23 protein-coding genes and 1 pseudogene are annotated in these 15,862 nt (G+C 38.6%); 7 read left to right on the top strand and 17 right to left on the bottom strand.

Annotated features, from left to right (window positions below):
• Positions 1-45: 45 nt before the first annotated feature.
• The 5 genes from AA980_RS06950 to AA980_RS06935 all read right to left on the bottom strand — a co-directional run bounded on the left by AA980_RS06950 (position 46) and on the right by AA980_RS06935 (position 3,671).
• Positions 46-774, bottom strand: coding sequence for an amino acid ABC transporter ATP-binding protein (locus tag AA980_RS06950; protein ID WP_024030473.1), 729 nt, complete (start codon positions 772-774; stop codon positions 46-48).
• A 27-nt stretch (positions 775-801) separates the two neighbouring features.
• On the bottom strand, positions 802-1,467 hold the full coding sequence (locus AA980_RS06945; RefSeq protein WP_024030474.1) for an amino acid ABC transporter permease: 666 nt from the start codon (positions 1,465-1,467) through the stop codon (positions 802-804).
• A 35-nt stretch (positions 1,468-1,502) separates the two neighbouring features.
• Positions 1,503-2,282, bottom strand: coding sequence for a transporter substrate-binding domain-containing protein (locus tag AA980_RS06940; protein ID WP_024030475.1), 780 nt, complete (start codon positions 2,280-2,282; stop codon positions 1,503-1,505).
• Positions 2,283-2,577: 295 nt separating this feature from the next.
• A complete protein-coding gene (locus AA980_RS26195) occupies positions 2,578-2,733 on the bottom strand; it encodes a DUF1540 domain-containing protein (protein ID WP_024030476.1) in 156 nt (51 codons plus the stop codon).
• Positions 2,734-2,915: 182 nt separating this feature from the next.
• Complete coding sequence (locus tag AA980_RS06935; protein ID WP_024030477.1) at positions 2,916-3,671, bottom strand: class I SAM-dependent methyltransferase; 756 nt, start codon at positions 3,669-3,671, stop codon at positions 2,916-2,918.
• 218 nt (positions 3,672-3,889) lie between these two features.
• On the opposite strand from AA980_RS06935, the gene AA980_RS06930 reads away from it, so the two are divergent.
• The gene (locus tag AA980_RS06930) at positions 3,890-4,450 is read left to right on the top strand and encodes a sugar O-acetyltransferase (RefSeq protein WP_024030478.1); all 561 of its coding nucleotides are present in this window, start codon (positions 3,890-3,892) and stop codon (positions 4,448-4,450) included.
• A 39-nt stretch (positions 4,451-4,489) separates the two neighbouring features.
• Positions 4,490-4,870, top strand: a complete 381-nt coding sequence (locus tag AA980_RS06925; RefSeq protein ID WP_024030479.1) for a VOC family protein — start codon at positions 4,490-4,492, stop codon at positions 4,868-4,870.
• Positions 4,871-5,146: 276 nt separating this feature from the next.
• On the opposite strand, the gene AA980_RS06920 is transcribed toward AA980_RS06925, so the two are convergent.
• Positions 5,147-6,256, bottom strand: coding sequence for an FtsZ/tubulin family protein (locus AA980_RS06920; protein WP_024030480.1), 1,110 nt, complete (start codon positions 6,254-6,256; stop codon positions 5,147-5,149).
• Between the two features lie 99 nt (positions 6,257-6,355).
• On the opposite strand from AA980_RS06920, the gene AA980_RS06915 reads away from it, so the two are divergent.
• Positions 6,356-6,799, top strand: a complete 444-nt coding sequence (locus AA980_RS06915; protein WP_024030481.1) for a hypothetical protein — start codon at positions 6,356-6,358, stop codon at positions 6,797-6,799.
• Between the two features lie 281 nt (positions 6,800-7,080).
• Here the strand turns inward: AA980_RS06915 and AA980_RS06905 are convergent, their stop codons facing one another.
• The 8 genes and pseudogenes from AA980_RS06905 to AA980_RS06875 form a co-directional block, all read right to left on the bottom strand.
• Positions 7,081-8,049: an NAD(P)-dependent alcohol dehydrogenase gene (locus AA980_RS06905; RefSeq protein ID WP_024030483.1), complete on the bottom strand. Its 969-nt coding sequence runs from the start codon at positions 8,047-8,049 to the stop codon at positions 7,081-7,083.
• A 334-nt stretch (positions 8,050-8,383) separates the two neighbouring features.
• On the bottom strand, positions 8,384-8,755 hold the full coding sequence (locus AA980_RS06900; protein WP_024030484.1) for an MmcQ/YjbR family DNA-binding protein: 372 nt from the start codon (positions 8,753-8,755) through the stop codon (positions 8,384-8,386).
• A gap of 24 nt (positions 8,756-8,779) precedes the next feature.
• Positions 8,780-9,175, bottom strand: a complete 396-nt coding sequence (locus tag AA980_RS06895; RefSeq protein ID WP_024030485.1) for a VOC family protein — start codon at positions 9,173-9,175, stop codon at positions 8,780-8,782.
• A 132-nt stretch (positions 9,176-9,307) separates the two neighbouring features.
• Positions 9,308-9,391: pseudogene (locus tag AA980_RS26190) on the bottom strand (23S rRNA (pseudouridine(1915)-N(3))-methyltransferase RlmH); the annotation flags it as partial.
• 10 nt (positions 9,392-9,401) lie between these two features.
• Complete coding sequence (locus tag AA980_RS06890) at positions 9,402-9,797, bottom strand: hypothetical protein (RefSeq protein WP_024030486.1); 396 nt, start codon at positions 9,795-9,797, stop codon at positions 9,402-9,404.
• A 452-nt stretch (positions 9,798-10,249) separates the two neighbouring features.
• Positions 10,250-10,621: an iron chaperone gene (locus AA980_RS06885; protein WP_024030487.1), complete on the bottom strand. Its 372-nt coding sequence runs from the start codon at positions 10,619-10,621 to the stop codon at positions 10,250-10,252.
• 71 nt (positions 10,622-10,692) lie between these two features.
• Entirely contained in the window at positions 10,693-11,121 is a 429-nt protein-coding gene (locus tag AA980_RS06880; protein WP_024030488.1) for a hypothetical protein, read from the bottom strand.
• Positions 11,118-11,327, bottom strand: a complete 210-nt coding sequence (locus AA980_RS06875; protein WP_024030489.1) for a helix-turn-helix transcriptional regulator — start codon at positions 11,325-11,327, stop codon at positions 11,118-11,120. Before AA980_RS06875 ends, AA980_RS06880 begins: the two co-directional genes overlap by 4 nt.
• 204 nt (positions 11,328-11,531) lie before the next feature.
• Here AA980_RS06875 and AA980_RS06870 point away from each other — a divergent pair, with 204 nt between their 5' ends.
• The 4 genes from AA980_RS06870 to AA980_RS06855 all read left to right on the top strand — a co-directional run bounded on the left by AA980_RS06870 (position 11,532) and on the right by AA980_RS06855 (position 14,578).
• Positions 11,532-11,852 carry a PadR family transcriptional regulator gene (locus AA980_RS06870; protein ID WP_024030490.1) on the top strand — a complete coding sequence of 107 codons (321 nt, stop codon included), beginning with the start codon at positions 11,532-11,534 and terminating at the stop codon, positions 11,850-11,852.
• 30 nt (positions 11,853-11,882) lie between these two features.
• Positions 11,883-12,644 (top strand): HAAS domain-containing protein, encoded by a 762-nt coding sequence (locus AA980_RS06865; RefSeq protein ID WP_024030491.1) that lies wholly within the window; start codon positions 11,883-11,885, stop codon positions 12,642-12,644.
• Between the two features lie 171 nt (positions 12,645-12,815).
• Complete coding sequence (locus tag AA980_RS06860) at positions 12,816-13,151, top strand: L,D-transpeptidase (RefSeq protein WP_024030492.1); 336 nt, start codon at positions 12,816-12,818, stop codon at positions 13,149-13,151.
• 596 nt (positions 13,152-13,747) lie between these two features.
• Positions 13,748-14,578 (top strand): DegV family protein, encoded by an 831-nt coding sequence (locus AA980_RS06855; RefSeq protein ID WP_024028409.1) that lies wholly within the window; start codon positions 13,748-13,750, stop codon positions 14,576-14,578.
• A 168-nt stretch (positions 14,579-14,746) separates the two neighbouring features.
• Here the strand turns inward: AA980_RS06855 and mnhG are convergent, their stop codons facing one another.
• Genes mnhG through AA980_RS06840 form a run of 3 tightly spaced genes read right to left on the bottom strand, consistent with a single transcriptional unit; the run spans position 14,747 to position 15,850 of the window.
• Positions 14,747-15,112, bottom strand: a complete 366-nt coding sequence (mnhG, locus tag AA980_RS06850) for a monovalent cation/H(+) antiporter subunit G (protein WP_024028408.1) — start codon at positions 15,110-15,112, stop codon at positions 14,747-14,749.
• Entirely contained in the window at positions 15,090-15,374 is a 285-nt protein-coding gene (locus AA980_RS06845) for a Na(+)/H(+) antiporter subunit F1 (protein ID WP_024028407.1), read from the bottom strand. The genes mnhG and AA980_RS06845 overlap by 23 nt, the downstream gene beginning before the upstream one ends.
• Positions 15,374-15,850: a Na+/H+ antiporter subunit E gene (locus AA980_RS06840; protein WP_024028406.1), complete on the bottom strand. Its 477-nt coding sequence runs from the start codon at positions 15,848-15,850 to the stop codon at positions 15,374-15,376. Before AA980_RS06840 ends, AA980_RS06845 begins: the two co-directional genes overlap by 1 nt.
• Between the last annotated feature and the right edge of the window lie 12 nt (positions 15,851-15,862).

Below are 15,862 nucleotides of genomic sequence, written 5' to 3'. Positions count from 1 at the left end.
GCACGGTAATGCTTTAGTGCGCCGGGCATCTGATCCCTTTAATGTCTATTTAAGCATAGTCGCTTTAAGGAATTCTATTGTACGTTCTTCCTTCGGATGATCAAAGAATTCTGATGGTCTATCTTTTTCAACTATTTTGCCATCATCCATGTAAACAATCCAATCGGCAACCTCACGGGCGAAGCCCATTTCATGAGTCACAACCACCATAGTCATTCCTTCATCAGCAAGCTCCTTCATGGTCGCTAACACCTCTCCTACTAGCTCAGGATCAAGGGCTGATGTCGGCTCATCAAAAAGCAGAATATCCGGCTTCATAGCAAGTGATCTTGCAATCGCTACACGCTGTTTTTGCCCACCGGACAATTTGCTCGGATACACATCCGCCTTATCCTCGAGGCCCACCTTTCGAAGGAGCTCCATAGCTTCTTCAGTCGCCTGAGACTTAGAAAGTTTCTTTACTACGGTCGGTGCTTCAATGATATTTTCAAGAACTGTTTTGTGTGGAAAGAGGTTAAAATGTTGAAAGACCATACCCACCGATTGACGGACATGGTTAAGGTTATGGGTATCTGGTGATACCTTTTCCCCACGGATAAAAATCCCCCCATTGTCCTTTTTCTCCAGAAAGTTAAGACATCTTAATAATGTACTTTTACCAGAACCAGAGGCACCGACAAGGCACACAACCTCACTTTCATAGACAGACATATCAATATCCTTTAACACGTGCAATTTCCCAAAAGATTTATTTAAATTTTCTGTTCGAATCATTTCTTGTCCATTCACTTCTTAATCCTCCTATCGATCACTGATTGCTAATTTCTTTTCAAACATGCTCACTGCCATCGTTAACAATGCAACTAATACAAGATAATAAATGGCAACAATCAGCAAGTATGTCATTTCATCAAAATTATTCGATCCTAGCGTCGTAGAAACATTGAACAATTCATTCATAGAAATAAAGGCTGCAAGCGATGAATCCTTTAGACCAATAATAAATTGGTTACCAAGGGGAGGCAGTGCCCTCCTGAAGGCCTGCGGGAGAATAATGCGACGTATCGTGGTGCCTCTAGTCATTCCAAGGGAACGGCCCGCCTCCATTTGCCCTTTATCAACCGATTGAATTGTACCGCGGAAAATTTCTGCAATATAGGCACCGTTATGAAAGGCAAGCGCAAGTGCTGCTGCCCAAAAGTCGGGGATTAGAAATAGCCCGCTAAAGCCAAAATACAGAATGAAAATCTGGACAATAAGCGGCGTTCCACGCACAAGGAATACATAAGCATTTGAAATATATTCAAGTATTTTTACCCTCGAAATTTTTAATAGTGCAAAGAACAATCCAAATATAATCCCAATCAAAATAGAAACTAATGTAAGCTTTAATGTTAGAAACATTGCATCAATGAAAAGTCCCTTACTACTGTTCAATGTATGAAAAAAATGCGAAAAACTAGGCACACTCACGACTTCCTTTCTGTCTGTTAATCAATCTATTATTCTGGTTTTTTCGTTATATCCTCATCGAAATACTTTTTGCTGATTCGGGTAAGTGTGCCATTGTCACGAAGTCTTTGAAGTGCATCATTTATTCGCTTAAGAAGCTCAGGATTGTCCTTTGGAACAACGATCGCCTGCTCACTTCGCTCAATTAGCTCTTGCCCTTCAATTTTAAAACCTTCCTTCTTTGCACTTTTCCCAGTAACAAAATCGGTAATAACAGCATCATGCCGCCCAATGCTAAGCGCTTTTAATGCCGTAATATCACTGTCGTACATTTTAAGATTGCTCGTATATTTTTTGGCAGTATCTGCATAGGTGGACCCTTTCGCTACGGCCACTTCTTTCCCTTTTAAGTCTTCTACTGTTTTAATGTTGCTGTCAGGTCTTGTAAAGATTTGTGGTCCTGAGTAGTAGTACGGGGTGGAAAAAGACACTTGTTTGGCACGAGCGGTGTTGATGGTGTGGCTGGCAACGGCTGCATCTGCCCTGCCTGTTTTGATACCCTCTATCAGCCCTTTGAATTTCATTCTCTTCTGGATTGGTTCAAGCCCCAGTTCCTTTCCGACAGCGTTTCCTACCTCAACATCGAAACCTGTCATCGATAGGTCATCATTCAGATAGCTAAAGGGTTTAAATTCACCAGAAGCTGCAAAAATAAATTTCTCCTTGTCTATCAGCTTGGTTCCATCTGAAAGCTGGTTTTTTTGGACACAGGCAGTCAGCATAATAATCGTAAACAAGCTTAATAGTAAAAATATGTATGATCTTCTCATGCTTGCTCTTTTCTCCTCTCTTTTTAATGCGATACAGTTATATACCCATAACTTATGAGTTTTAATCACATGGGGGAAAAAGCCGTAAACCCAGTATTTTAATGGTTCCTTTTGAAGCTAGACAATTCTCTATATCGAATTTATGTATTCTTGTATAGTGAAAAAAAGCCCTTTTAGGGCTAGTTAATGAATAAAGAGTTACAGGTGTTCTGTAAGTCTTCTATTTTCATATAAATTCAAAACCAACTAAAAATGAAAAATGGGCCCTCAAGTCATTAAACATAATATCCTGGCTTTATTCGCGTTTTTTAAAGGTTTTACAAGCAGTTTCCTCAACATTATCAGCTTCTCTGCTTTTAGAGGCAATCACGTAAATAGAATCAGCAACACATTGGTCACCTTTAGCCCAGTATTCGCAATTTTCTACATTGCACTTCACTTCCAATTTCATGAAATTCCACCTCCCTTAAATGGTTATTTTCAACAATACCCTTTTCAGAGATGGGATAAACATAACCACCCTTCTCCCCTTCATGCACTTCAAAGTGATAAAAAAAAGACCATAAGAAGAGAGTGTCTTCTTACAGTCTTAAATACTCCATAGTGTGCCGGGGGCTGAGCCATTTAAATGTGTTACACTTCTCCCAAATAACTGCGTATGACATTTGGAATGATAATTTTTCCGTTATGGCTGTATTTTTCGAATAAAACAGTAAAGGCAGAAATGAAGGGCTCATACTCCTTTTCGGTCTTTTTCGGAGCATAAGAAGCAGATAAGTACCTGCCCAAAAACCCTGCAAAGTCAAATTCTAGCTCATTGTGAAAACGTCGAAAGTCATAGTTTCCTTTTTTATAAAACTGTTTAAATACGTCCTCGCTTTCTCCAATTCCGCCGCTAAAACCTTTAAAATTAGGGCAATATCTTTGACATATCTCCGCACTTTCCATATTTAAAGCACTTGATCCATCCCGACTATTCCATACGAGGGCAACTTTTGCATTTGGCTTTAATATCCGTTGACATTCCTGTTTAAACTTTTCTTTATCAAACCAGTGAAATGCCTGTGCTGCGGTTACTAAATCCACACTATTATCATCTAAAGTGGTGTGTTCTGCAGCCGCATTCACCGAAATAAAGCGACTATTCCGTTTCAACGCTTTTTCCGCTATAGTTCTCATATCGCCATTGGGTTCCACACCGATGACAGTTAAGCCGCTTTCAAGTAATTGCCGACTTAATATACCAGTACCTGATCCGATATCTGCCACGACATTTCCTGCATTCAAGCTAGTTGCGGTGAGTAAATATTCGATATATTCGTGTGTATAGCCAGGACGATGCTTTGCATACACTTCTGCCTTGTCCGTAAATTTTTCCGTCGATTTCATACGATCACCCTTTCTTTACTAATAATAGAGGGAAATTTTGGCTTTTACTTATCATTATTTTATCAGATATTTTTAACTATTGTTCAGAGAGAAGGAAATAAGTAAAGGGTCACACCCTATATATAAAATGAATGTAATTGAGCTTGAATGAACTTGTATATACAGGTATATTAATAATATGTATCCGTTCTCAAAAACACTCGAAAGTAGGTCATAACATGAAAACTGAAAAAGAAAAAATGCTGGCTGGAGAAATGTATAATCCTGCTGACCCCCTACTATTAAAGGAACGTGAGGAAGCAAGACGTAAAGTTAGGATATATAATCAAACTTTAGAAACTGAAGGAGAAAAGCGGGCAAAATTATTAAAGGAATTACTCGGTTCAACTGGAGAAAACTTTTATATGGAGCCAAATATACGTTTTGATTATGGCTATAACACACACGTAGGAGAAAACTTTTTTGCAAACTTTGACTGTACTATTTTAGATGTTTGTGAAGTGCGATTTGGGGATAATTGTATGCTTGCACCCGGAGTACAAATCTATACGGCAACACATCCACTTAATCCAACAGAACGTAATTCAGGTAAAGAATATGCAAAACCGATTACTATTGGAAACAATGTCTGGATTGGAGGAAGTGCAATAATAAATCCAGGAGTAACGGTAGGAAACAATGCTGTTATCGCATCAGGTGCAGTAGTTACTAAAGACGTACCAGATAATGTAGTGGTTGGTGGAAACCCAGCAAGAATTATTAAACAAATTGAATTATAAAGGAGCGAAAATTTTAGTTCCTACTGGAGTGAATAAGGCATGAATATTGAACATGTAGCCCTTTGGGTCAATGATTTGGAAGTCATGAGAGAGTTTTACGAAACGTATTTTAATGGTAAGTCGAACAATAAGTATCATAATCCAGAAAAGAACTTTGAATCATATTTTCTCACTTTTGATTCTGGAACACGATTAGAGATTATGCGTAAATCAGGAATTGATAAGGAAAAACAGGGTGATATGATAGGCTGGGCACATATTGCAATTTCTTTAGGAAGCAGGGAGTCTGTTAATCAAATGACAGCCAGATTAAAAAATGATGGTTATCGCCTTATAAGCGGTCCTCGTGTTACTGGAGATGGTTATTATGAGAGTGTTATTGAGGACCCAGAAGGAAATCTTATCGAGTTGACTGTATAATACGATGGGTACAGTCGATTTCACTGACAACAATACTTTGATTGAAGTTCTCAACTATAAAAATTTGTGAAACCTTCTATTCAAACTAACAGTTAGTTCTATAAAATAAATATAAGAAATGGCTCACTATGGACTGAGCCATTTCTTATATTTTTTACCAATAGCAGAAGCTACATTTTCGGGTTTTACGATAGGAAACAGCACCCATTATAGAAGATAGTCTCTTCTTACAGTCTTAAATACTTAGTAGTGTGACGGGTCTGACCCTTTAAATGTTTACCTCTGATACTTCGATAACTTCGATGAAATACTTCCTGTCTTTCTTTCCTGCGGTCTAGCCTTCAGGCTGGGCGCCCACGATATTCGCGATTCATATTTTTGGGTATATTCTTTATTTACTAAGTTCTGTAACCGGTCCTTGTTCTTTTCGAGCGATTCCTCAAGTGCCAGCATTCGCCGGGCAGGAAACGGAAGCCCCGCCAAGATCGTGGTTATCGAAGGATCAGATTCCGAGATATAGGTTCCTTCGAACAATTCCAGCGGTTCTCCCACCTTTTCAAAAACCGCAGGGACATTAATGAGCTTAGCCATTTTCTCTGACCCTTGATAGATTAAACCTGCGCGAATGACACCTGTTGATTCCACCGGACAAAAGATCGAGTTCGCCCAGGATTGTTGTATTTTACTAGCAACCTCTGACGTCGTCTTGGCGTCTGTTAATGTGGCTGATGATATAATCGTTACTCCTCTTGTACAGAGGATATTCATCAGGTCTGTTTCATCGAAGTTTCCGTAAACAGAGCTCTTTTTTGTTACTTGGAGCACATCATTAATTGCTTCCATAACTTGATGATTAGAAGAAAGGTAGATTTGATGTTTACTGGATTGCGGGTTCAACTTTCGCATCTGATCATTGTCGACAAGGAACACCGATGAGAGCGAGTCTATTTTCGAAAGCTCCTCGATGCACTCAGCAGCATTGATTCGGTTACCTGCTAACACGTTGCGGTCAGGCACAATTGCAATCGCACCAATGTTGACTCCAGGCAGTTGGTCTAAAAACAGGTCAATTAATAACGGACTCATACCTGATCCGGTACCTCCGTCGGTAGAAAAGGCCACTAGCAAAAGTTTTATATTCTTAAAGGAACGATGGACAAAGTCAATGATCTCGCGATAATTTTCATTTACCGCCCTTAACCCAATTGATCGATCTTGCCCAGCACCATTATACCCTGGGACAAAATGCTTTCTTTCCACCTTTGTGTTCACTAAGCCATCGCGCTGATTCGTGTTGATAAGCGCTGTTTGAAAACCCATGGTTGATGCAATCTCAGCAATATTCCCGCCTGCTTGGCCTACGCCTAAAATCCCAATAGATTTCATCAAATCGCCTCCTTCTCTTTCTAAAATAATACTCATGATTTATAAAATTAGACTTTTTCCTTTATAAATGGCTAAAATTAGTTGGAGAATTGTGGGCTCATGATATTATTACAATTCGATAATGAGGGATTTATTTTGGGAAAGAAAAAGAAAACAAAGAGTAAAAAGAAGCAATTTTGGGGATTGCCTAAAGAGATTCGCATTGAGAATGCTAAGGCTTGGATTGAAACCTATGATGGTGAGAATATCGTAAAAACGTATGCCAAAATGTATGGCCTAAATCTAAAAAATGCAATGAAGGAATTAGGACTTATCGGAGTCCATATTAACAGTGAAGAGAGGGAACAAATCAAAAGGTTAATAAAAGAAAGAAACCTGCAAAAAGAACGTAAGAAGGAAAAGAGGAAAAGAAAGGCTCTGGAAATCGATGCATTTAATGATTTCGATGATACATTTGCCTTCATTGCAGGGTATACAGAAGGCGGTGCTCCTTTCGGGATAACCTATGAAGAAATGGACGAAATCAATAAAAACGAGAACTAACGGCCAGCTAAAGATAATTGTGATCGTAAAACAAGAAAAAGAACCGCGACGAGCACAATAAATGATAATTGTGACCGCCAGACAAGAAAAACACCCGACACGGGCACAATAAATGATAATTGTGACCGCCAGACAAGAAAAACACCCGCGACGGGCATATATTCAGGCAAATCCCCTTGTCCCAGCCCCGTCCGTGAAGGGGCGACTTGCATGGATAAACATTCCTATTCGACTTCTCGTTTTACAAAGGGATTTAGAATTTCGCTCTATTTAGTCACCCTTCACATGGTGATGACAACTTTTCCTTGTGCGTGCCCTTCTTCAAAATACCTAAAAGCTTCGGGAACCTCACTCAACTTATAACGTCTATCAATAACAGGTTTTACTTTTCCAGTTTCAAGGAGTTCTTTCACATATAACAGATCTTTTTGGTTTGCTCTTTGTAAAAGGCTGCCCATTTTCTTACTCCCAGTCATTGAAATCCAAGGTCCAAGGGTCATGGTTTGGAATAATTGAGCGCCAGAACCCCCGACGTGAACAAAAACCCCATTGGGACTTAATGCACCCTTATAGGCTGAAATCGGGTGAGATCCATTTGCACCTAGAATCAGATCATAACGCTGCGTTTTTTTAGTAAAATCCTCTTTTGTATAATCAATGGCATGGTCAGCACCAATTGATCGCACAATTTCTAAATTTCTCGTGCTGCACACACCTGTTACCTCTGCCCCGAATGATTTGGCAATTTGTACCGCGAAAGTCCCCACACCTCCAGAAGCGCCATTTATCAAAACCTTTTGCCCCGACTGAATCTTGCCTTTATCCCGAAGACCCTGTAGCGCTGTTACCGCCGCCATCGGTACCGCTGCAGCTTCCTCAAATGACATATTGGCTGGTTTATGTGCTAATGCATTTTCAGGAACAGCTACATATTCGGCAAACCCTCCCCAACCAGACCTGGATAGATCTCCGAACACCTCATCGTCTAGTTGGAACTGTTTAACGTTTTTGCCGACCGCCACAACCCTTCCTGCTATGTCCCCTCCTGGTATGGAGTATTTTGGTTTTAAAAGCCCAAATGCAAAGCGGGCTAAGAACGGTTTTCCTCTTAAAAGAACTAAGTTGCCAAAATTTACGGATGCTGCGTGAACTTTTACCAGTACTTGATTGTCCTCAAGAATAGGTTTTTCGACCTCTTTCAATTCAAGAACATCAGGTGAACCATATTTGTTAGAAACTACAGCTTTCAAAACTCCCCCTCCTCATTTCCTTCGGTTTGTTCAATTTAACCATCACAAATAAAAATAGCGCAAAAGACCTACTACTCAAATAGATATTCACGTAAAAAAACATTCTTGCACCATCATGACACAATATTTCACCAATATTATTTGTGACAAATTCCCCTTAATCAAGTTTTAAAAAAATGGAAAACACATAAAAAACCGCGCCTGTCCTTTGAACAATGCAACGGTTTCTGTTTTTCTTAATAAAGGTATTGGTTTAAGGGGTGATTGTGCCTACTTCCACGATGATTTAATTGCTTTTGAATAAAATTTTAGCGACCATTTCAACATGTTTTCTTCACTTTTTATGCAACTCATTCCATTGCTTAACCAAACGCTTTGGTGCCGCACGTAAATAGGCTTCTTGAATTAAATCGATCAATTCATCCCAGTCTTCCCCGTGCGGATTTTGAATCGAAACCCAGCCGTGCTGTCCTATGTAAGGTGTTTTGAAGAAATACTGCTTCTGCAGCAGCAATTCTTGGGTTTCCCGATCTGACTTGAACGATAATCTGAATCCTTTGTCGCTATCACCTGATATCACGAATGATTTTCCATTGATTTTAAAAGTATTGTGACCGAAACCATCGATATGTTCAACAGCTTCTGGCATTGCGAGACAGATATTGCGTAAGTTTTCAAGCATGCATTCCGTTTCTTGTGATTTCATGTTTTTATGCACCTATCATGGAGTCTATTTTGCATTCACATCGGGTTGGTGAATTCCGAAAATATTCCCTTCGGTATCGATATAATATCCTTGCCATGCCATTCCAGGTAAAGCATATTTGGTCATTGCGACCTTGCCGCCATGCTCAATGATTTTCGCTTCCGTTAAATCGTAATCTTCCACTCCCATTGTACATGCAAATCCATTTAAAGCTTGGTTCGGTTCCGGCGGAGCACTTTGCCGCTGCATCAAAGCACCATTGATTCCAAGTTCATTTTCATCTCCAGTCACTGCTCCAAAGTAAGGCATTCCTGCATACTCACTCCAATCTTGAAATGACCATCCAAATACCTCTCCATAAAATTTCTTCGCCCGCTCCATGTCACTCACATGAATTTCGAAATGAACTAATCTTCCCATGATTACCTCCTATTTTTTCAAAAAATAACTACTTACTTAAATCATTATTAACCTCGCGTAATAATTATAGTACATGAAAACTATTCGACTTTTTTAATGAAAATCCTCTCTCAATTATTTTGAAGTACAGGATTACCCCATCTTATGATACCGTTCTCCGTGATTAATCCGAAACGCAAGATAAACCTGTTCCCCCAAAATCAGCCTCATTAATTGAGTCTGGCACTTAACTTAGAATTTCTTTTGCTTTTTCCTTCATTTCATTGTATCGTTCATTTAAAAGCTCGAGGAACGTGCCGTCAGCGGTAAAATACATAACGATAGCTTGTATTTCACGTTTACTGAATCTGCCGCGATCATGTATTTTATATCCTCTGCCATTAAGTTTTAACCTTATCATAAAACTGTCAGCTTTCCTGCCTTCTTCCGGGTACGCCTGAACAAAATTTAGAACCGCCTCCTTGCATGTACAATCCGGGTTCATACAATATGAGTCAGCAATTAAAAATAACTTTCCAAGAAAATTTAACTGGAAATAATCGTTGTTTTGATCGGGATCGGGGAAAACCTCTGAATAACAAACTGTGATGCCTTTAACCATCTTTGTCAGCACTGCATTCATACTATCGCTCCTTTTTTATAACCTCGATTGACCAGCAATGCTCCCATTTATTCTATTAGTTTTATGAATTTATTCGCATCAGCATTTTAACAAGAAGTTATTATAAGACGGCATGATAGTGGGTTTAAAATGATGAAAAATTAAAGGGGAAGATTGCAGATTTAATAGAAGGGAATCCAAATTTTTATAAATAATATTTATTGTTCTTTCGACATTTTTCCACCTCCATTCCTGAAAAATTATATCACACTGAATTAAAATATAATTTCGTCTCTTCTATCAGTTTTCTACAATTATGTGAACACACCGTTTCCAATATTGACCGGTGCTGAGGAAGTTTTTTGACAGGTGGTTCAATTACGGCTGCTACCTTAGCTGTTGGCACCTTAATTGAGTTGCAAAAACGCATGACCTTTTTTTGTATCATGCGTTTTTTGATAAGGCGTGATGTATTATTTCCGCCAAAAATTCGTATATTCTGCTTTATCCTGAATATTAAATTCAATCATTTTCTCAAGCAATTCGTAATTTACCGGATCATTCCACGGAATTCGAAACAAGCCTTTGGTAGCGCTGTAGCCAGCTTGTGCAATTTCATCCGCAAAGTGCGCAATGCCTACTTCTTCGGGTGAAACGCTCAAATGATGCTTCGCTGTGGAAAAGCCAATGATAAATGTGCCGTGACCGGAAAACATTGGCGTATTCCACTTGATTTGCGGTTCCAAATTTGGGAATTTATTAGCAACCCACGCCAAGATTTCCTCTGTTCGGTCGCGGTGGTCGGGGTTATCGATCCCCGCTAAATATTCTGCAAAAACTTCCATATTTTCCTCCTTCAATAATGGCATTTCAGTTATTTTACTAATGCACCGTTAGTGCAAAATCTTCCTCTTATTCATCGAAATTTTTCATCTTGTCGTTTTGTTCGTAAATAATAAATATAAATTACTGGCACAAGACCACAAATAAATAATATTCCTCCCATAATTACCCCATCAATTATAGTAAATCCCGCAGTAAATGATACAAAAATCCCGACAATAGTAGAAATAATTACTAATACAAAAAGCGAAATACTAAGACTCTTTTTCGGGGATTTTTTATTATTTTCATGATCTGCACTAATACTCATTGATAAATATGCAGAAATAACAGTTGTTATCATAAATACAAGCCATAATGGATTTTCTCTCATGCCATCTAACCCTTTTGTAACTAAGTCATATCCTAATATTCCAAGAATACCAACTGTTTGAATAATGTATGCGATTCGAATGTTTTGCAAATTTTTCAAAATTAGACGTTCATCTCTAATCTTTTTCATTTTTCATCATTCTCCTTTTCTACCCAAAATATTTCATCTAATGTTTTATTAACGGTATAACAAATATCAAGACACAACTTTAAGGTTGGATTATATTTTCCTTTTTCAATTAAACTAATGGTTTGGCGTGTGACACCTATCTTTTCTGCCAGTTGTTGCTGTGTTAAATTCACTTGAATGCGAGCAATACGAACTTTATTTTCCAATTGGTGGTATCCCTCCTTAAAAATATTGTAACATATATATTACATTATTCAATATATACATTACATTTATTGTGATTTTACATGCCACTCTTTTGAATTTACCGATCTGCTCAATTTTTCAACATATCTTGCATTACAAGATACCGAATGATATGATGTTATCAGTACCTTGCAATGCAAGAGTAATAAAGAGGTGAACACTGTTTGTCTACCACACAAATGTTAAAGGGGATCATTGATGGATGCTTATTAGCCATCATCTATGAAAAAGAAGTTTATGGTTATGAACTTGCGGAAAAGCTTGAGCAATATGGCTTTGATTCCTTTAGTGAAGGGACGATTTATCCCCTTCTGATACGGATGCAAAAGGAAGAGTCGGTTTCATCTACCTTAAAAAAATCAACAGCAGGTCCAAAACGGAAGTATTATACACTCACGCCAAAAGGCGAAGAGGAATTACAGCAATTTATTGCTAGATGGGAGAAGCTCCAAAGTAACGTAAACCTTTGTTTACGGAAACAATGAACCTAATCAAATGAAGGGGATGGAATAAGAATGAATCAAGGTTTATCTAAAAAAAGCCAAACATTTTTGGAAAACTTACGCCTATATCTATTTTCTAATGGTAAAGATGAAAAGGAAATTAATGCAATTGTTGAAGAATTAGAAGACCATTTAATGGAGGCTGAAGCGAGAGGAAAAACAGTCGATCATATTGTCGGTGAATCACCTAAACAATATATGATGCAGTTATCAAATGAAATGACGACAGACACAAAAACATGGGTTAAATATATAATCATGATCCTATTTGGTGCTCTCTCCTATTCCGTTTTAACGAATGCTGTTAAAGGACAGCTTTCCTACTCCCTGCTTGAAATTCTCGGTTCAATTATGATTAGCTTGATTTTTATCATTGCGATAAGAAGTCTTTTTAAATACGTTGCTGCAAATAGCCTATCAAAAAGGAAAGAATTTGCGCTTTTTTATGTGATAGGGCTTTTACCGATAGCGTTATTTGTCGGATTATTTTATTCCAATCGTCTTATTGAAACGCCAATATTCCACTTTGGCAGTATTGGAACGCTCTTAGCTGTGCTATTGACACTTGTTTTTTTAATTGGCATGTCACTATGGACAAAGTCATGGGTGATGCTGATTATTTTGGCTTTACTCGTATTCCCAGATTTTCTTTTCCGATACATCGATGTTGGTCCAGAATCGCAATTAATTCTATCCACCATTATCACATTTGGCGGCATTGCCCTCTATTTATTTGCGAATCAAAAAATTAGCAAGCAGTCAACTAACGAATAGGGCCCGTTTGGATTTCATACAACTAAATACTTTTAACCGTTATGAAAGGTAATTAAAGGCTTAGGCGAAAAACTTTTTCCTTAAGCCTTTTTACTCCCTTTTCCATTACCTGTGTATCACAAATACCTACTTTATTTCATACACTATTCAAAAAAGTGGGAGTTGTTTTTCATGGCAAAATGGATTAACATATCGACGTCGACGCATCAATTAAAACTGTTTGATGGAAATAAGCTTATAAAAACTTATCCTATTGCAGTTGGAAAAATATTGACCCCCTCACCTTCCGGGACTTACACGATCATCAATAAACAGCGTAACCCAGGCGGGCCTTTTGGAGTGCTATGGATGGGCTTGTCTAAACCGCATTACGGAATCCACGGAACCAATAACCCAGCATCCATCGGTAAGAATGTCTCACATGGATGTATTAGAATGTATAACCATGATGTTCTAGATTTATCATCTAGAGTTTCAATTGGCACCTCTGTTGTTATTCATAAATGACTCTGATAATCCCCCTTGCTTTATTACATAGTTGGAGGAAATTGCGTCCTTAACTTCTTAAAAATTGAGTGAATGGTCACTATCGGTTGGTTATTGTGACCGAACCTTCGGAAAAATCGTTTGGACGGGCAGAATCAACGGGGGATTTTGACCGCTCCTTCGGAATATTCGGGTGGACTAATCNATTTTGACCGCTCCTTCGGAATATTCGGGTGGACGGGTATAATCGACGGGGGATTTTGACCGCTCCTTCGAGAAAATCGGGTGGACGGGCACAATCTGAGGGGGATTTTGACCGCTCCTTCGGGAAATCCGGGTGGATGGGCACAATCGACGGGGGATTTTGACCGCTCCTTCGCGAAATTCGAGTGGACGGGCACAATCGACGGGGGATTTTGACCGCTCCTTCGGGAAATTCGGGTGGATGAGCACAATCGACGGGGGATTTTGACGGAGAGCGGTTCTACTTCAATTCTTTGTCTCTAACTCTAACTCCATGAAATCACCTACGTAGACGGCTTCTACATTTATGCGATGAAAATCCAGAAATGTTATACTTAATTATACTGAAATAAAAACTAGAGGTGGAAATGGCAATGATAAAGATCATTACAGACAGTTCGGCTGATCTGCCTAAGGAATTAATAGAGCAATATGACATCACGTTGGTCCCCTTAACAGTTACGATTGGGGAACACGATTATTTAGAAAAAGTCGATCTTACACCAAAAGAATTTTTTACAAAGATGTTTTCTTCGGATGTCCTCCCGAAGACATCCCAGCCCTCCCCTGCCTCATTTGCAGACGCGTTTACCAAATATGATAATCCAGACACTGATATTCTTTGCCTAACCATCTCCTCTGGGCTTAGTGGTACCTATCAATCAGCATGCATTGGAAAAGAATTATCCAATGCAAATGTTACAGTATTTGATACTTTAGCAGGCTCATTAGGGCATGGTCTCCAGATTATCCGCGCGGCTGAACTTGCCGGTCAGGGACATACAATAGAAGAAATCGTCGCAGAGTTAATCGTGTATCGGGATAAAATGAATATCCTTGTCCTTCTAGACACGTTAGAAAATATCGTCAAAGGCGGACGATTAAGTAAATTTCAAGGGTCACTTGCCAAAATTCTCAATATCAAGGTGATTTTAGAAAGAGTCTCCGGAGGGAAAGTAGAAATTCTTGAGAAAATACGAGGGAAAAAGAAGTTCCAAAAGAGAGTTCTAGAAATCATACAGGAGAGAGGAACTGATTTCTCTAACCTAACATTCGGAATCACGCACACAGGAAATGTAGAAGACGCCGAGGCCATCAAACAAGAACTTATTGAGCAGTTTCACCCAAAAGCAGTAATTATTAGTTATATGGGAGCTACGATGGGAACATATGCCGGTAAAGATGGAATGATTATTTCTTTCTGATTTAACAAAGACTGTTAGAAACGACGGCTGCAAAAATTTCAGATGGAAATGATACAAATGGAGGCACCACGCAAGTATTGTTCAGAGGAATTCGATAAAATACAAACAGTGACAGGATTCAATCAATCTGGTAATATTTCATCAAAGTTAGAAGGGCAGCATGCCTTTCTAACTTTTATCCCTTCCATTATTCCTAATAGCTTCCTGCAAATCATCCTGTACACTTTCCTTTGCGAGAGCGACATTTGAGCGATAGGCAGCTCGAACAATGACATGTGCGGCCACAGGGGCAGTGAGAAATACAAAGAATATCCCCAAAAATAATCGAATACTAAAAAATCCTTCTAACGCGAAAAAAAGAAAGGTTCCTACAAGCGTGAACAGAACGCCTATCGTTGACCCTTTTGAAAGTGCATGAGAACGGGTATAAATATCAGGAAAACGAATTAATCCAATTGCGCTCAAAAAGCTAAAGATTGTTCCAATCAATATAAACAAAACAGCAACGTGTTCACTCTGATTTATTACGCTCAATGACCACACCTCTTTCAATATATCTCGCAAAGGCAATTGTTCCAATAAAGGAAAGAATTCCAATTAATAAAATCACTTCAAAAAAACTAGTACTTCTTAAAAAAACAGAGAAAATTGCAACACCCGAAATTAAATTAATCCCTAAGGCATCCAGCGCTTGAATTCTATCTGGAGCAGTTGGCCCCTTTACTAAACGATAGATGGAAGCAAAAATAGCAAAACTAAGAAAAATTAATGAACAAATTAAAATTTCCTGTATCATCAGCGAGTCACCTTCTTAATAGCTTTTTCAAACTTAGCCTTTGATTGGAGTACTGCATTACTGGATTCCGGGATATCCAACGCATGTATATAAAACTTCTTGCTGTTTGAAGATACTTCTACTACTACAGATCCAGGGGTTAAGGTTAGCAGTAATGCGAGTAATGTAACCTCCATATCTCCCTCTAACTCAGTTTCCAAAGTGAAAATCCCTGGGGTAATATTAATTTTTGGACGAATAATCTGACGAATCACTAATATACTTGATGTAAACAATTCATAAATAAACACGAAAAAAAGTTGAACGATAGCAAGTAATGTGACCAAATAGAATTGAGTAGGGAGATATCTACGCAATATATATAGCACCAATAAACCAAATAGATAACCACTAAAGAATGTTAATACACTCCAATCATCCTGAAGAAACATCCAGATTACACCAATTAATAAATTCACTAATACTTGCATGGGCATTGGTATCACCCC

This window comes from Neobacillus vireti (assembly GCF_001026695.1).
Lineage (GTDB): Bacteria > Bacillota > Bacilli > Bacillales > Cytobacillaceae > Neobacillus > Neobacillus vireti.
Note: the sequence above shows the minus strand (reverse complement) of the source record. Positions and strands in the feature narration are given on the sequence as shown.

Coding starts and splice junctions, on each gene's coding strand:
- AA980_RS06865 (WP_024030491.1), top strand. CDS start 11,883: ATGAATCAAGGTTTATCTAAAAAAAGCCAAACATTTTTGGAAAACTTA.
- AA980_RS06930 (WP_024030478.1), top strand. CDS start 3,890: ATGAAAACTGAAAAAGAAAAAATGCTGGCTGGAGAAATGTATAATCCT.
- AA980_RS06860 (WP_024030492.1), top strand. CDS start 12,816: ATGGCAAAATGGATTAACATATCGACGTCGACGCATCAATTAAAACTG.
- AA980_RS06895 (WP_024030485.1), bottom strand. CDS start 9,175: ATGGGAAGATTAGTTCATTTCGAAATTCATGTGAGTGACATGGAGCGG.
- AA980_RS06890 (WP_024030486.1), bottom strand. CDS start 9,797: ATGAATGCAGTGCTGACAAAGATGGTTAAAGGCATCACAGTTTGTTAT.
- AA980_RS06885 (WP_024030487.1), bottom strand. CDS start 10,621: ATGGAAGTTTTTGCAGAATATTTAGCGGGGATCGATAACCCCGACCAC.
- AA980_RS06925 (WP_024030479.1), top strand. CDS start 4,490: ATGAATATTGAACATGTAGCCCTTTGGGTCAATGATTTGGAAGTCATG.
- AA980_RS06840 (WP_024028406.1), bottom strand. CDS start 15,850: ATGCCCATGCAAGTATTAGTGAATTTATTAATTGGTGTAATCTGGATG.
- AA980_RS06940 (WP_024030475.1), bottom strand. CDS start 2,282: ATGAGAAGATCATACATATTTTTACTATTAAGCTTGTTTACGATTATT.
- AA980_RS06845 (WP_024028407.1), bottom strand. CDS start 15,374: ATGATACAGGAAATTTTAATTTGTTCATTAATTTTTCTTAGTTTTGCT.
- AA980_RS26195 (WP_024030476.1), bottom strand. CDS start 2,733: ATGAAATTGGAAGTGAAGTGCAATGTAGAAAATTGCGAATACTGGGCT.
- AA980_RS06915 (WP_024030481.1), top strand. CDS start 6,356: ATGATATTATTACAATTCGATAATGAGGGATTTATTTTGGGAAAGAAA.
- AA980_RS06920 (WP_024030480.1), bottom strand. CDS start 6,256: ATGAAATCTATTGGGATTTTAGGCGTAGGCCAAGCAGGCGGGAATATT.
- AA980_RS06880 (WP_024030488.1), bottom strand. CDS start 11,121: ATGAAAAAGATTAGAGATGAACGTCTAATTTTGAAAAATTTGCAAAAC.
- AA980_RS06935 (WP_024030477.1), bottom strand. CDS start 3,671: ATGAAATCGACGGAAAAATTTACGGACAAGGCAGAAGTGTATGCAAAG.
- AA980_RS06950 (WP_024030473.1), bottom strand. CDS start 774: ATGATTCGAACAGAAAATTTAAATAAATCTTTTGGGAAATTGCACGTG.
- AA980_RS06855 (WP_024028409.1), top strand. CDS start 13,748: ATGATAAAGATCATTACAGACAGTTCGGCTGATCTGCCTAAGGAATTA.
- AA980_RS06900 (WP_024030484.1), bottom strand. CDS start 8,755: ATGAAATCACAAGAAACGGAATGCATGCTTGAAAACTTACGCAATATC.